This window comes from Caulobacter soli (assembly GCF_011045195.1).
Lineage (GTDB): Bacteria > Pseudomonadota > Alphaproteobacteria > Caulobacterales > Caulobacteraceae > Caulobacter > Caulobacter soli.
In genome coordinates, this window is the sequence record NZ_CP049199.1 from 2,944,774 (window position 1) to 2,961,058 (window position 16,285).

The window sequence follows — 16,285 nt, forward strand, 5'->3', positions numbered from 1 at the left end:
CCCCCGGCCGCCGCGATTCTCTTCGAGCGATGACCCGATGTCTCAATCCTTGCCGTCAGGTCCTCCGCGGCCAAGCCGTCCAACCCGAGCGGCGGCGCGCTGGGACAGTACGCATGCCGACCTGCTCGCGGCGGCGATCGATCTCTTCCGCCGCTTTGGCGCGCACGCGACCTCGATCGGCGATGTGGTCGCGGCGGCCAACCTGACCAAACCCACACTCTATCGGCATTTTCCCAGCAAGGAGGCGCTTGTCATCGCGTGCCTCCGCGAGGAAGGACGCCAAGCCAGGCTCGCGCTGGTTGAAGCCCTTGAGGCTACGCCCAGCGAACCCCGCCTGCGGATCCGCGCGATCGGTGGCCACTTCGCCGCCCAATTCGCCCTAGCGCCAAGCCGGGGCCTCTTCGCCCTCAATCTGGCGGTAGAGTATTCCCAGCCTGAAACGCTCGTGCATGAGGCGATCCATGCTGAAATCGAACGGCTGCAAGACAAGTTTGCTCTGTTGATCGCACCGGAGCGATCCGACGGCATGCCCATCATCACGCGCAGGCTCGCCTTGGCGATCTTCGGCGCGAGCGCCGCCTGTCAAGCACTGGGCGCGCTGGCCAGCGAGTATCTTGTAGAAAGCATTGAAGACACCATCGCGCAGTTTCGGGACTAAGTGACTGCAGCCAGACAGCGCGACAAGTTCGAGAGTTGCGCCATCAGCTGACCTTGGCCCCGCTCCAGGAACAGGACCTTCGCGGGCCGGCGCATTGAAGGATCACCCGCCAAGGAGACGCTAATCCGGGGCGATCGACCTACAGATCGATCGCCTCAGACATCTCAAGGGCGTCGTCGACCTCGATGCCGAGATATCGAACCGTACTCTCCAGCTTCCGATGCCCGAGGAGAAGCTGGCAAGCCCGCAGGTTGCCCGTCTTTTTGTAAATCATGGCGACCTTGGTTCGCCTGAGGCTGTGCGTCCCGTAGGCCCGCGGCTCAAGCTCGATCATCGCCACCCACTTATCGACGAGTCGGGCGTACTGTCGGGTGCTCACGTGTCCGCCAGGCCGACTGCGGCTGGGAAACAACCAGTCGTCGTAGCGGCGGCCTCGAACCTTGATCCAAGCGGCCAGAGCGTCTCGCGTGAGCTCCGTGATCTCGAAGGGGACAGGTTGACCAGTTTTCTGCTGAATGATCGTCGCACGCGCTCTGATCAACCCGCCTGGCGCCACATCGCTGACCCGCAACTTCACTAGGTCGCAGCCTCTGAGCTTGGCGTCGATCGCGCAATTGAACATCGCCAGGTCGCGTACTCGTCCGTTGGCTTTCAGCTGTTGGCGGATTCCCCAGATGTGCTTGGGCTTGAAGGGCGGCTTGGGGCCAATGATGCGGGCAGTGTTCCAGGGCCGCTTGGGCGGAAGGAAGAGGTCAAATTGAGCCATGTTCGCCTCCTGCGAATTGGCTACTCCCCTCACCCAATTCTACCACGCTTCGGGTCTATTCGGCACGGCGCCAGAAGCGGACTCTGGCGTCTTGCCCGGCTCCGGACCTTCTTAGATCCGCGCCTAGAAAGACTTCCTCGGCGAGACGGCCTTATCCGTCGGCGTCGGCCCGGGTTCGAGTCCGATCGACAGGCGGATCGGCAGCAGCATGTCCTTGGGCGGGACTTGCGGCAGACGATGGCCGACCAGCAGGGCCCACAGGTCGGCGTCGGGCTCGGGATGGGCGAAGGGCGTGAAGTCGATCCTGGTGATCACCCCCTTGGCGTCGACCCAGACCTGGATCGGCAGCCGAAAGCCGCTGTCGGGGCTCGCGCCCGGGATCTGGTCGAGATAGTCGTGCAGTCGCACGGCCGCCGGGTCGGTCCCGCCCAACTGGCCGGCGATCGCCTGGTTGACTAGGCCGGCATAGGCGACCCAGGCGGCCGGAGCCGCCTGGGGCGACACCGGCCCCGCCAGGCTCGGCGTCGCGGGCGATAGGCCGATCACGGCGGCGAGCGAGGCTAGAAGTCTGCGCATCGGGATGTCCGTTAGCGGGTCGCGGCTTGCGGCGCGGCCGGCAGGACCTCGCGGTTGAAGCTGATGGTGCTCATTGTGGCGTCCAGGCCCTTGACCACGTCGGCGGTCAGGTCGTTGCTGAGGTTGCCGCCGAGGACCGAGTTGCGGTCGACCAGCAGCCCGCAGCTCTTGGCCTTGTAGGCCTGGGCGATGACCGGCTGGGCGGCGGTGGAGATCTGGGCCAGGACCTTTTCGCGGGTCGCCTCGATCTCGCGCGAGCGCTGTTGAGCCTTGGCCTGCATGGCCTGGACGCGCGGCGCCAGGGCCTGTTCCTTGGCCTGGCGCTGGGCCGGTGTCAGCTTGGCTTGCTCGGCTTGGTAGGCCTTCAGGTCGACGTCCAGCGCCTTGCGGTCGGTCTGGACCTCGGCCTGGGCTTCCTGGGTCAGTTGCTGCAGCCGGGCCGTGGCCGCGACGCCGACCTTGGCGTTGCCGTAGATCGCCTCGCGCGACAACAGGCAGACGCCGGGAACGGCGGTTCCGCCCAGCGGCTGGGCGGCGGGGACTTGGGCCAGGGCCGGAGCGGCGACGCCGGCGGCGAGAACGAGCGCCAGAACGCGAACGGGGAGCAACGCCATGACTTAAGCTTTCTTCGAGGAGCGAGCGGTGGATTTTGAGGCCGTTTTGGCAAGATCGGATGACAGGTCCGCGACCGTCGGCGAGCCCGCGGCGCCGCTCTCGCGGGCCAGCAGGTCGGCGAAGCGGTCCAGCGAGGCCAGGTGGAAATGCACCAGGGCCAGCCAGCCCTGGCGGTGCCAGTTCAGCACCACGGCGTCGGGCAAGGCCGCGAATCGCTCGCGGTCGACGACCAAGAAACCGCCCAAGGTCAGGGGCTGGCCGCTGGCCAGCTTGGCGTCGGCCTGCCGGGGCACGAGCAGGTCCTGCGCCTTCAGGGCCGCGACGAAGGCCAGGGTCTGAACATGAGCGGCGTGGAGCTCACCGCAAAAGGTCATGGCTCCCTCGGTCAGGGCCGTAGGCTTGCCGCCGTCGAACAGGGCCTGCCCCTCTCCGTCTTGCACCACGCGGTCGGAGGCGACATCCAGGCCCAGGGCTAGGGCGCCGCCGCCCGCCTCGATGAACACGAACGGGTAGCGCCGCACATAGGCCGGCACATAGACCCCCTCGGCCCAGCGGCCGTCGGCCACGAAGCGATTGCCCTGGCCGAGACCCAGCACAGCGACCGGAAGGGTCTCGCCATCCGAGAACACGATCGGGTAGTGACGCATGGCCGCGGCGAACTCGATCACCGACAGCGAGACCGCATTGGTCTCGACGGCGAAGCCGTAGTCACCATCCTTCAGCCGGACCTCGGCATGGGCGGTCGGCGTGAGGGGCTGGGGCTCACGATAGAACAGCGGCATCGGCCGCGGGGTGGCTTCGGACACGAAGGACTCCAAACATAGAGAAGAAACCCGGCGCCTAACGCGCCGGGCAGGTGTCGGCATTGGCGTCGCAGTCGTTGGGACCGATGCCAAAGCCATCGACCGTTACGGTGATGACGGAGGGCTGGGTGTTGCGGCGGCTTTGCTGCATGGTCTGGACGACTTCCTGCACGGCGCTGGCGGCCGCGCTGGAGGCGTCGAGGTTGCCGCTGACGTCCACCGCGTTGGTCGGCACGCCGATCGTCGCGCCCTCCACCTGGATGTTGTCGGCGTTGGCCACGAACTGGGCCGCGACGATCAGGTTGCCGGCCACTCGGATGCCGGCGTCGCCCGCGTCCACTGTGCCGCGCGGAGCGACCAGGGTCACCGTCGGCGGCGTCACGCCCAGCTGGCCGGCGAAGGCGGCGATGCCCGCCCCGGTCACCTGGCTGGCGGCGTCGACCCGGCAGTAGAAGTCCGCCGAGCAGATGAAATCCACCGGCTTGATCTCGCTGGAGGTCTTGCTGCCCTTGCCGGCGTTGATGTCGCCGTTCGACGACCAGATGGTCATGTCGCCGCCCCGCTCGGTGAAGATCCGGCTCTGGGCCAGCAGCAGCGAGCGGTCGGAGAAGATGTTCACCGCCCCGGTCTCCCAGGCCAGTATACCCTGGGATTGCGGCCCAATGCCTCCCCCTCCGTTGGGCGTAGCCGGCACATAGGGCGGCGAAGCCGTCGAGCCAATCAGCAGTTGGCCGCCCGGGCCCATGATGTTGATGTCGCCGCCCATCTGGGTCTGGATGGTCGAGCCGCGGATGTCGAGATTGCCGGTCGAGACCAAGGTCGCCGCGCCGTTGACGCCGCCTTCGAGGTTGTTCTTCGTATAGCCCAGGGCCGACGGGAACAGCGTCTCGATCGCCTGGTAACCCCGGGCGTACTTGTTGAAGAACGGGCTGTTCGGATCGTTGTAGTCGGCGCCGGTGATGGCCAGGATCTTGAAGAACACCGTCTGGGCCAGCGCGTCGCGCTGGGCCTCTGGCATCGCCTGGAACGCGGCCCAGGCCTGGTCGGCGGTGAGCGATGGGAGAACGCCCTTACCGCCGGCGCGCTTGTCCATGTCGGCCCGATACCTGGCGACCGCGGCGATCAGGTCCGCGTCGAACGACGGCAGGTCCGTCCCCGTCGCCGCCGGATCGAGATAGGCGGCGGCGAAGGCGTTCCAGGCCACGCCCGGTCCCGTGCCGAACAGCACCGAGATGTCGGCGCTCTCGCGCGGCAGATAGGGGTTGTAGAGATTGCCGATCGTCTGGATGCCCGTGCTCGGCAAGATTCGACCGCTCTCGCCGCTGTCGGCCAGGTCGCGGTCGAGCGGACCCAGGTCGCGTCCGGCCTGCACGTCCAGCCGGCCCGGTCCGGCGAGTTGGATCAGGCCGGCCAGGCCGTAAAGGGTGTAGACTGGCGGGTTGTTGGTGCTGAGCTGACCGGGCAAATCGACGATATCGCGGCCGGCGATGATGCTGGTGACGTCGCTGTCGTGCAGGTTCTGGCCCAGGAAGACGAGATCGACGATATCGCGGCCGGCGCGGATCTGCGTCGCCTTGGGGGTCTGCAACCAGACCTGATTGGCCTGCACGCCCTGCCCGGCCTGATTCTCAGTGTAATTGCGACCGGAGACGACATCGCCGGTCAGGCTGTAGATCCGCACCGGTTCGGCGTCGTCAGCGTGAAGCAGACCGTCGATGGTGGCGAGCGATTGGGAGGGCAGCGCGCTGGGATCGATGGCGACGCCGCTGGCCGACACCAGGTTGAGGATGGCGTTCTGCGGCTTGAATTGCGCCAATCCGAAGCTCCGCAGAGGGGCGACCGAACTGGTCATCATCCGGACCGTATCGTTGGCGAGCAGGCTGAGCTGGCCGGTCGCGGAAGGCGAAAGCATGCCCCCGTCGGCGATGGTGACGCCGCCGTCCAGCGCAGTGACCTTCAAGGTGGCGGGCAAGAGGTAGTCCACCGTCCCGATACCGCCCCCGATATATCCCCCGAGGAGCTGCAGCGGCGCGTTTAGCGTGTCGAAGCCGACATCGCCGGTCACGCTGGTCAGTTGCAGGGAGGACGCGGCGCTGATCTGGTCGAGCGTATTGGTGAACGGCCTGGACAATCCGCGTTGGCCAAAGCCGATCTGGCCGGGATTGATGAAGCGCCCGATGTCGAGATCGCCGCGCGCCGTCACCTGCACCTGCGCATCCTGGATCGCCAGGATCGTCGAGAGCGGACTCGTGATCCTCGTGTCCCTTGACGCCTGATAGGTGAAGGCCGAGCCGATGTCGCCGCCCGCGTCGATCCGTCCCGCGCCCTTGGCGATGAAATAGCTGCCACCCAGGATGTCGCCGCCCGCCTCGACCGACAGGTCGCCGCCGCCGACGAGGTTGACAGTCTGCGTCGCGCGCGGGCCGGCGCCGGTCAGATACCAGGTGGTCGGCAGCGAAACCGACAGCTCGCGGATGTCGCCGCCCGCCAGCACCGACACATCGCCGCCCGCGCTCAGCACGCCCTGGTCGAAATTGCCGAAGTTGATCGAGGTGGCGTCGTCGGTCGAGCGGCCGCTGTTGAGCCACGGATACCAGTATTGCGTGATATTGGCGCCCGCCGTACCGGTGATCGAGCCGTCGACGTCGAACACCTGCTGGTTGCCGCGGATCGAGCCGCCCGCTGTCAGCGTGATGTCGCCGCCATTGTCGGGCTGCACGGCCGGCGTCGCCAGGAAGGTCGGGGAGCTGGAGAAGAAGACGTTGAGCAGTCCAGGCCGGATCACATCGACCGCGGTGCTCGTGCTGCTCGCGCCGACCGGCTCGCCGCCGGTATAGATCGCGCCCGGCGCGACGGCGTCGCTCAGCGTGATGTCGCTGGCCGCGGCGATGTCGATGGAGCCGACGCCGGTGCGGATCACATTGGGCAGCACCAGGGTCTTGCCGACGGCCGGGTTGCGGGGATCGAGCGCGGCGCCGTTGTCGTCGGTGGTCGTGCTGTCCACCACCTCGAAATGGCCGTCGAGCGAGACCGATCCGGTCCCGGTCAGCCGGTTAATGGCCAAGGCGTCGGCCGCGCCGAAATCAGCGCCGGCGACAAGGCGGTAGGAGCTGCTCTCGCCGCCCAGCAGGGTCGCCGAGGCCAGGCTGGTCGGGCGACCGGCGATCGGCATGTTCGACGGGCTGTTGTTGGGACCCGGCGCCGCGATCGGAACCACCACGGGGCCGGGGCCGCCAGGACCGCTCGTGTCGGCGTCCGAACGCGGCGAGAAGGGAGCGTAGAACAGCTGGGTGGCGGTGCCCGGAATGCCGACGCTGCCCCAAGTGTAGAAGAAGTAAGCGTTGTGGCCGGGAATATAGACCTGTTGGTAGTTCTGGCTGTAGTCGGCGTAGTCGGTGTCGATCGGCTGTTGCAGCGGGATCGGCGTGGTGTCGGTGCCCGATCCCGGCACGGTCTGCCAGACGTCGAACCATGTCATGAGCCAGGTCTGGTAGTAGGCCTGGTAGTCGGCGTAGCTGGCGAAATCGGCCGGCGACTTCAGCGTGTCGCCGTTCGGACTGGCGTTGGGCGAATAGTTCAGGAAGCCGCCGCTGACCGACTGCAGCCAGAAGATGTCGGCCCACAGGCTGTCGCCGTTGCCCTGCCCGATCTCGCCGATATAGGCCATGTAGTTGCTGTAGTAGTTGGCGGACTGATCCGTCAGCGGCGCGCGCAGCGGCTCGTAGTTGGGGTCGTGCGAGATGTCGGCCGTGCCGCCGGCCAACAGGTTGATCGAGCCGTTCCACAGGCCGTTGGAGTCGAGGAAATTCTTCGAGGCCCGGTAGGAGGTCAGCGCCGCTTGATAGGCGGGGCTTCCCGCCGCGTCAGAGCGCGGCGCGAAGGGAGCGTAGAACAGCTGGGTGGCGGTGCCCGGAATGCCGACGCTGCCCCAGGTATAGAAGAAGTAAGCGTTGTGGCCGGGAATGTAGACCTGCTGGTAGTTCTGGCTGTAGTCGGCGTAGTCGGTGTCGATCGGCTGTTGCAGCGGGATCGGCGTGGTGTCGGTGCCCGATCCCGGCACGGTCTGCCAGACGTCGAACCATGTCATGAGCCAGGTCTGATAGTAGGCCTGGTAGTCGGCGTAGCTGGCGAAATCGGCCGGCGACTTCAGCGTGTCGCCGTTCGGACTGGCGTTGGGCGAATAGTTCAGGAAGCCGCCGCTGACCGACTGCAGCCAGAAGATGTCGGCCCACAGGCTGTCGCCGTTGCCCTGCCCGATCTCGCCGATATAGGCCATGTAGTTGCTGTAGTAGTTGGCGGACTGATCCGTCAGCGGCGCGCGCAGCGGCTCGTAGTTGGGGTCGGCGCTGATGTCGGCCGTGCCGCCGGCCACCAGGTTGATCGAGCCGTTCCACAGGCCGTTGGAGTCGAGGAAGCCCTTCGAGGCCGTGTAGGAGACCAGCGCCGCGTCGTAGGCGGGGTCGCTGCCGCCCGTGGGCGGGGCTGGCGGCGCGACGGGGTCCTGCAGATGAGCGCCGTCGTTCTGCTGGTAGAAGCCGTCGGTGATCGAGGCCTTGAGGTTGATGTTCCGCTCGGCGCGGACGGTCAGCACCGGCGCCTCGAAGCCATAGCGATAGGCCAGGGTGACGCCGCCGGTGACGCCGGTTTCGCCAGCGCCGAGGTTCCAGTTGGTCAGCACGTCGACGTTGCCGCCGTTGACCGTCTCGCCCGGATTGGCCAACTCGATGCCCGGCCGGACGTGCACGCCGGCGATCCCCGCATAGCGGTTTCCGAAGCTGAAGCCCGGGGCCTGGACGAAGCCCATCAGCGCGCCCGGACCATTGGCGGGGTCGCCGCCGGCATAGCCGTAGAAGCCGAGATGGTCGGCATTGGCCGTGGTCGGCATGAAGTAATACTTGCTCAGATAGGTCTTCAGCTCGGCCTCGTCGGCCGGCGCGGCGAGCACCACGCCCTTGTCGTCGGTCCACTGGCCAGCGAGCAGCTTGCCGTCGGCGCCGTACCAACCGGCCGGATCGATGATGCCGTCGAAGTGCTGGGCGCCCGTGGTGGCGTCGGCGGTGCTCCACTTGGCGTAAGGCTCGATCGTGACACGCTTGGCGCCCTTGATGTTGGCGGAGCCGCCGTCGATGGCGATCTTGACGTCGCCGTCGCTGAGCAGCGGCGCGCGGAACGAAACGCTGCCGCCTGAATCCGCCGATCCGCCCGAGACGTCGATCAGCGCGCCGCCGCGAATGCGGATCGCGCCGCTGTCGGCGGCCTGGACGGTCTCGTAGCCGTACTGGCCGTTGAACGAACCGTCCGTCACCCCGGTGGTGCCGAGGGTGACGACGCCGCCGTCCTGGTGCGCCACCGAGCTGGTCGCCAGCAGTTGGCCCGACAGGTCGACCCCGCTCTTGCCGAACAAGTCGATGTGGCCGGCCGCCTCGCCCGACACGTCGATGACGCCATTGACGACGACATTGCCCTCGGCGTCGCCGGGATGGTCCCCGCCATTGGCCGCCAGATAGATCACCTGGCCCTTCAGGGCCTTGCCGGCGGAGAGGACGAGATTGCCAGCGCCGCTGGTGATGCTGAGCGCGCCGGTGATACCGGTGGCGTTGCTGAGATCGGCGATGCGATCCAGATCGATCGCCCCGCCCGAGGCCAGGGTCAGTCGTCCGCCGCGATAGTCGGCGCTGGCGGCGCCGCCCTTCAGCACACCATCCAGCGTCACCACGCCCGAGGCGTTGAGTGTCAGGCTTCCGGCGTCGCCGCCCTTGTCGGCGCCCGAGAAGTCCAGCGTCGCGCCGTTGTTGACCGTGATGGCGCCGGTGCTGGCGGTCAGCGTCAGATTGCCGCCCGGCCCGTAGGCTTCAGTGTCGAAGAAGGTCTTTGTGTAACCCTTGGTGCTCGCCAGAGCGCCATTCAGCAGCGTCAGGTCGCCGCTCGTGGCGGCGAGCGTGATATTGCCGGCGCCCGCGGCGATCGTCGCGTCGGTGGTCAGGCTGCCGCCGGAGAGGCTGAGCGCGCCGCCCAGGGTCTCGCGCGTGATCGCCGTGCCCGCGCCGCGGTTCAGGGTCAGGGCGCCGGTGGTCTTGATAGCCGTGTTGGCGCCGCTGTCGGCGGTGAACACCGGCGCGGTCATCGCCACGTTCAGATCGCCGAAATCGAAGCTGCCCCGGCCCTGGCCGACAACACCCTGGGTCGCGGTGGCGGTGACCGCCCCGAAGCCCTGGACGGTGACCGCGCCGGCCCCGAAGTCCAGCTCGCCGGCCTTGATCGTCAGCGAACCGGTCCCGCCGGCGAAGATCGCCGCGCCGCCGCCGACGTCGTTGGTCAGGACCAGCTTGGGCGCGGTGATGGTCACATCGCCGCCGTCGCTGACGAAGGCGTTGGCGCCCAGGGTCAACGACTGGCCGCTGACCAGGTCGACATCGCCGAAGAAGGTCATGCTGGAGCGGCTGTGCAGGCCCAGCGTGGTGATGTGGGCCAACTGGGCCAGCAGTTGCTCGCCGACCACGAAGCCGGTCGGGGCGGCGGTCGAGCCCTCGCCGACGAAGGCGACGGTGTTGGCGTTGACATCGACGCTCTGGCCGGCAAAGGCCGCGCCGGGGTCCAGCAACAGATCGCCGGTGGAATCGAGGATCGTCGACTTGCCGCCATCGACGCTCGCCCCGGCCCGGATGTCGAGCTGGCCCGTGGCGGTTCCAGCCACGCCGTCCAGGCCTGGCACGTTGTCGCGGATCACCGAGACGGCACCGCCGTTCGAGACCCGCACCAAGGCGCCGTCGCCCGTCGCGCCGCCGTCCTTGCCGATCAGGATCGGGGCGCTGGAGGGATTGGCGATGTCGCCCTTGGCCGCCAGCACCGAACCGCTTTCCAGGACCAGGCCGTCGCCGCCGGCCTTGGTGACCAGCATCACCTCGGGACCGGTCAGGGCCGAGGTCTTGTCGTTGGACAGCACCACGCTGCTGGCGATGGCGGTGATCGTCGTGCCGTTGACGCCGTCCGAACGCGTGCCGCCGATCAGCAGGCTCTCGGCGCCCAGGTTCGACAGGGCCGTGGCGTCGACCTGCAGATAGCCGTCGCGCGCCTCGCCCGAGCCGCCCAGGATCTGGATCGCCTGGGCGCTGATGTCGACCGCGGCTCCGCGGCCCTTGGCCCCGGCCTGGGCCTTGAGTTCGCCGTCCAGGATCAGGGAATTGACCGCCGCCAGCACCAGGCGTCCGGCGTCGACCGGCGTGCGCGTCGCCGAGCTTTCGGCGTGGGCCGCCTTGCCGGGGAAGAACACGTCGGCCGAGCTGATCGTATATTCGCTGTACTGCTTCCACACCTCTTGCGACTGGACCAGGAAGCTGGTGGTGCGGGCGTCCGACTTGCCGGTCAGGGCGTCGACAAAACGGCCCGAGACCACCTGGCCGCCGTCGGCCAGGGTGACGTTATCGTGGGGCGTGCTGTCGATGACGTCGGTCTGCTGCACGACGCGGAACGCGCCCGGCAAGGTGGCGTACTGACCCGGCAGCAGGGTGTAGACGCCGTCCGGCAGGCCAGGGACGCCGGAGAGATAGACCGCCTTGCCGACGCTGGAGAGCTGGTCCTGGCCCGGATAACCGAAGCTGGGATCATAGGCCGCCACCGGGGCCTGATAGCCCGGAACCACGGCGTAGACTTCTCGGCCGTCGGCATAGAGCGGCGTTTTCGCCGCCGCCGCGCCGCTGGAATAGGTGGTGTTGACGGCGTTGAGCAGATCGCGCGAACCGCCCGTGCCCGGCACCCACTCCTGGGCGTAGAGCTCGCCGCCGCCCGACAGGTCGACCGTGGCTCCGTCGGCGAAATCGACGTTGTCGCCGGCCAGGCCGATCAGTTTGGACGGCGCCTGGATGAGCGGGTCGAGCTTGGTGGTCGTGCCCAGCGAGTTCTGGACGATCAGCGCCCAGTCCGTGCCATCGGTGGTCGTGCCGTAGGGCAGCGAGCGCCCGTCCAGCGACACCGAGGTGACGCTGCCTTCGCTCAGCGTGACGTTCGACGTATGGATCAGCGGCAGGTTGTTGAACGCGGTCTTGACGCTGGCGTCATTGATGTCGCCGACGCCCAGCTGGACCGTACCCGACGGCGCGCGGATCGTCCCGTCTTGGACGATGTTGGCTGCGTCGACCAGCAGCGCGCCGCCGGCCGAGATCGGCGGGGCCGTCGAGCCGTTGCCCAGGAAGGTGACCGTCGATCCCGCGGTGGGCGCGGCGATCAGGAACACGTTGCCCGTGGCCGGATAGACCTGCGCGGCCTTGAAGGTCAGGTCGCCCGCGGTGATCAGCTCGCCCGGTCGCTCGACCTTGCTGGCGTTGAAGTAGCCCAGCTCGGCCGGCATCATGAGCCGGATGTCGCCGCTCGAGGTGAAGTTGGCCTCGGCGAAGCGCTGCAGCGTGAACTGCCCCATCAGGTCGATCTGTCGCGCCGTCACGTTGAGCGTCCCGGAACCGCCCGTCAGCACCGGCGTGATATCTGTGATGCCGCCGCCGGTCAGCGCCACATAGGGCGCGGCGATCGACACGGTCGCCCCGTCGGTCCCGACATAGTTGTGCGCGTCCATCATCACCGCGCGGTCGAGCGACAAATTCACGTCGCCCGAAAAGACGATCGACTCGAGCGGCGCCGAAGACATCGGGCCATGGATGTCGCTTGCGGGGATCTGCGTGGGATCGCCGCCCAGCACCAGGGTGTCGATCCCCGACCCGTCCAGCCGGTCGACGGCGAAATGCATCGCCTTGGAAATCTGGCCGCCTTCGATCGCGCCGCCCATCGCCATGTCGGATGTGACCAGCATGCCCGACTGCTGAAGAACGATCGCGGTCGCGACCGGCGGCGTCGGCGTGGGGGGCACGCTGTAGCCGGCGGCATTGGGAGCCGATGCGATCTGCAGCGTCCCGCCGCGCGCCGCGTCGCTGCCGCCATGCGCGGCGATCGCGCCATCGAAATACAGGCCGTTGGTCGACCCGAGCATGACGCTGCCGCCATCGCTGGCCACCTCGGTGGGCGTCCACGCGATCGGCGCGAACGGATTGGCCGACTGGGTGCGGATGTCGAGCACCGCCTTCGCGCCGGACACGTCGATGCGGCTGCCGGCCTCGGCGACGACGAACGCGTTGCCGCCCTGGATCGAGACCGAGCCGCCGTCCAGCACCACGCCGCTGACGGGGGTCTTGAAGACCTCGCCCGAACGGACCGGCTTGGCCAGCGGATCGATCAAGGCGATCCCCGACACGTCGATCAGGCTGTCCTTGCCCAGCCACACCGAGCGGCTGCCGTAATCATATCTCTGGCCATTGACGTTCAGTCCCTCGATGTCGACCGAGCCGCCATGCGCGACGATGCCGCCCAGCACATTCAGTTGGCCAAAGGACGCCAGCGACACATCGGCGCCGGCGTCGGCAAGGATGGCGGCGCCCTCGCCCAGCGTCACCACGCCGGCGACGCCGGTCAGCTTGGGAACGATGGGGCTTACGGATCCACCGCCCGAAAGGGGGCGCGCGTCCCAGGTGATATAGCTGTCGCCCGTCAGCGAGAAGTCCGTCGCCTGGCGGCGATAGGGATCGAGCACGCCTAGCGTCGCGACGCTGTCGATCGCGCCGCCGGTGGCCAGTCGGGCCAGGGCGCCAAGGTCGGCCACGTAGTTGCGCTGGCTGACCCGCACCGTCGCGCCGTCGGCGATGGTCGCGTCGTAGATCGCACTGAGCTTGTAGGCGCCGAAACCCTGGTCGGAGAACCAATCCTGCGAGAAATAGGTGGCGTAGTCGGGCAGGTCGGCGGCGTCGCCGCCGACCTGGAGCTGGAGGGCCTGCAGCGTCAGCGTGCCGCCGCCGGCGAAGCCATAGGCCTTGAGCGTGCCGTCCAGCTCGAGCCGTCCATTGGTGATAGGGTCGCCCGAACCGCCCTGTGGTCCAAGCTTGGGCCCGATGAACAGGCCCACGCCCTTGTTCTGGTATGTCACCAGCCCGATATCGCCGCCGCGCCCGATGGGTACGCCGTTCTTCGTCGCGACCCGGCCGAGTTGGCCCACATAGCCGCCGCCCGACGCATCGAGCAGGCTGCCCGGCTTCAGCAGGATTCCGCCGGTCGTGTCGTAATAGCCCTCCACGTTTTGCGGCCCGCAGGTGATCAGGCAATTCACCTTCACGTTGGTGACGAGCGAGATCTTGCCGCCGTTCACGAAGCTGTCGCCGATCTGTTGGTCGCGCCCCGCGCCGGTGTCGTTGATCCACAGGCCCGAAACGTCGAGCACCGCGTCGCCGCCGATCGTGATATCGCCCAGCAGCGGCACGGTCGTGCCGACCGGAAAGACCGTCGGTCCGCTGATCCCGTCTGCGTCGGGGGCGGGCGGGTTGCCGGGAGCGGAGTACCCCCCGGCGCCGGTGACGCCGGTGGTGGTCAGCGAGATCGCGCCGGCATGCGCCGTAAGCTTGCCCAGCACGTCCATCCGCGCGGCGGTGAACGCGATGCTTCCGCCCGGCAGCACCGTGAGCGCGGCGTCGGCGTCGACCGTGAGCATATCCGCCTTGAGCGAGACCGAGCCGAACCCGCCGCCGTCGATCACCCGAGTCGAGATGTTCGCCGTCCACAGGATGTTGTCGATGTCGTTGGTCGGCAGGGCGAGCCGTTCGGGCGTAAGGAGCGTCTCGTTCGCCGCGACGCCGTCATAGCTGGTTCCGTCCGCCGACAGGCGCAGGCCCGATCCCTTGAGGGAAAGCGATGCGCCTTGCGGTTCCTTGCCGTCGCCGATCTGGTAGCGGCCGATCACCGTGTCGCCGTGCAGCGCGCCGGTCAGGATCATTTGGACCGAGGTGAGGCCGAGCGCGCCGCCCTTGCCGCCCTGGACATAGCTGCTCTCGAACTGGGCCCCGCCGTTCATCAGGCTGTTGCTGAAGCTGTCGGTGACGCCCCAGCGGCTGTGCTCGACGCTGGTCTGGCCGGCAAAGCCGACATAGGTCATCAGCGGATCGGCGGTGGCTGCGTTGTAGATCCGCCCGTCGGCCCCGATCAGCCGCGTCGTCTGCACCGAGCCGCCCAGATACTGGGTGTAGCCGCCCGATACGTCGAGCGTACCGCCTGGAACCAGCACGATGCTGTTCGCCGCGATGTCCAGCGAACCGCCGTCGACCAGCATCTGGTTGACGCTACGCGGGACGCCCTGGACATAGCCGCCGACATTGGCGACCGGCGAGCCGACCCAGGCCAGGCCGTCGTCGCGCGTGCCGGAATCCCGGCCGTCCACCGTGAACGGGCTCCTGTAGAGGATGCCGTCGCGTTGCAGCGGCGAATCCGCGAGCTCGTTCTGGCCGATCCGCGGCACGGTGACGAGATTGTCCGACATCGGCCGTTCGACATCCGCCAGGCCGGCGACGCTGAGGATCGCGCCGCTGTCGACCTGGACGCGGCCGGAATTCACGCCGCCAGCCAGTTCCGAGCCGCCCGCGTCCGTCGCCAGGCTCACCTTGGCGCCCGGCGCGTAGAGCGTCGAATCCTGCTGGAACCAGATGCCCCGCGCGGTCACGTTGATCGAGCCCGGCTCGAAGACGTCGTCGGCGGCGGGGGCGGAGGATGTGGTCTCGGCATTGGCGTCGGGCAGGACGGCGGTGAGCGAGCCCGGCGCGAAGATCGCCGAGCCGCCGATCGTCCGGCCGACGAGCAGGGGGCTCGCCGTGATGTTGATGCTGCCCGGCCGCGTGATGCTGGTCGTCGCCATCACCAGGCCCTGCTGTCGGACCGCATTGCTCACGATTGAAATATCGCCGCGCAGGGCGACGATCGAGCCGGTGTTGACCACGGCGAATTCGGGAAAGACTCCATTGACCGAGGCCGGGGCGCCGGTCAGCGTCGGCGTCAGCTTGCCGCCGCTCGAAGCCGTGAAATTCACCCCCACCCCGCCGACCAGCATCGTCTGGCCGCCGTTGGAAACGATGCTGCCGGAATTGGTCACGTGATTGCCGGCGATGAGGGCGAAGCCGCCCTCCTTGGTCTCGATGTCGGCGCCCGCCTCGATCGTCACGTCGCCTGTCACCGGCACGAAAACATTCATCGTGCCGAGCACCGCGCTGTTGCTGAAGAGCGGGTCGCCGATCCCGGCCTTGAGGAACTGCTGGTTGGCCTGGTCGATCGTCAGATCCTGCAGGAACGGCAGGGCCGAAACGATGAGGCTATGGGTGTTGACCTGGCTGGTTCCGGTGAACAGAACGCCGTTGCGGTTGATGAGGTAGACGGAGCCCTCGGCCTTGATCATGCCCTGGATGGTGGAGGGCTTGAGGCTGGGGTCGTTGATGCGGTTGAGGACGATCCACTCGTTGGAGCCGTCGGCCTGGGTTCCCTGGGTCTGGTCGAAGTGGACGGTGGTGTCCTTGCCGACGTTGAAGCTGTCCCAGGTGAGGATGGCCTTGGCGGCGGTCTGGTCGATGGTGACCAGGGTCTTGCCGTCGGCGCCGAGCACCTGCGTGGGGGCGTTGGCGTTGAGCCACAGCGAGGGGTTGGTGGTGATGGCGCCGGCGGGGACCAGGCCGCCGGCTACCAGGCCGTTGGGGATGGTGGAGGGCTTGGCCAGGGCCGCGGCGCGGGCGGCGGCCTGGGCCTGGTTGGCCAGGTCCATGGCGGTGGCGACGCGGGCCTTGATGGCGGTCTGGCGGGCGAGCGCGGCCTGGGCGGTGGGCGGCAGGGTGGTGACCGGGACGCCGGGGGCGGTCGGAGCGCCGCCGGCCCGGGGCGTGGTTCCGCGCAGGCCCGAGACGGTCTGGGCGGCGGCCGGCTGGGCCGCCAGCAGGGTCGCCAGGCTGGCGCCGGCCAGCAGCAGGCGGCGCGAGCGCAGGGTCGAAAGCTTGGACGTGGAAAGCTTGGACATGGGACGTT

General features: G+C 68.0%; 6 protein-coding genes. 1 reads left to right on the forward strand and 5 read right to left on the reverse strand.

The window, feature by feature from the left end:
• Window positions 1–37: 37 nt before the first annotated feature.
• Entirely contained in the window at window positions 38–658 is a 621-nt protein-coding gene (locus G3M62_RS13600) for a TetR/AcrR family transcriptional regulator (protein WP_165187845.1), read from the forward strand.
• Between the two features lie 139 nt (window positions 659–797).
• Here the strand turns inward: G3M62_RS13600 and G3M62_RS13605 are convergent, their stop codons facing one another.
• The 5 genes from G3M62_RS13605 to G3M62_RS13625 all read right to left on the reverse strand — a co-directional run bounded on the left by G3M62_RS13605 (window position 798) and on the right by G3M62_RS13625 (window position 16,277).
• Complete coding sequence (locus G3M62_RS13605; RefSeq protein WP_165187847.1) at window positions 798–1,424, reverse strand: site-specific integrase; 627 nt, start codon at window positions 1,422–1,424, stop codon at window positions 798–800.
• Between the two features lie 123 nt (window positions 1,425–1,547).
• A complete protein-coding gene (locus tag G3M62_RS13610) occupies window positions 1,548–2,000 on the reverse strand; it encodes a hypothetical protein (RefSeq protein WP_165187850.1) in 453 nt (150 codons plus the stop codon).
• A gap of 11 nt (window positions 2,001–2,011) precedes the next feature.
• Window positions 2,012–2,614, reverse strand: coding sequence for an OmpH/Skp family outer membrane protein (locus G3M62_RS13615; protein ID WP_165187852.1), 603 nt, complete (start codon window positions 2,612–2,614; stop codon window positions 2,012–2,014).
• 3 nt (window positions 2,615–2,617) lie between these two features.
• The gene (locus G3M62_RS13620) at window positions 2,618–3,421 is read right to left on the reverse strand and encodes a SapC family protein (RefSeq protein WP_246263270.1); all 804 of its coding nucleotides are present in this window, start codon (window positions 3,419–3,421) and stop codon (window positions 2,618–2,620) included.
• 34 nt (window positions 3,422–3,455) lie between these two features.
• Window positions 3,456–16,277 (reverse strand): filamentous haemagglutinin family protein, encoded by a 12,822-nt coding sequence (locus G3M62_RS13625; protein ID WP_165187857.1) that lies wholly within the window; start codon window positions 16,275–16,277, stop codon window positions 3,456–3,458.
• Window positions 16,278–16,285 lie beyond the last annotated feature (8 nt).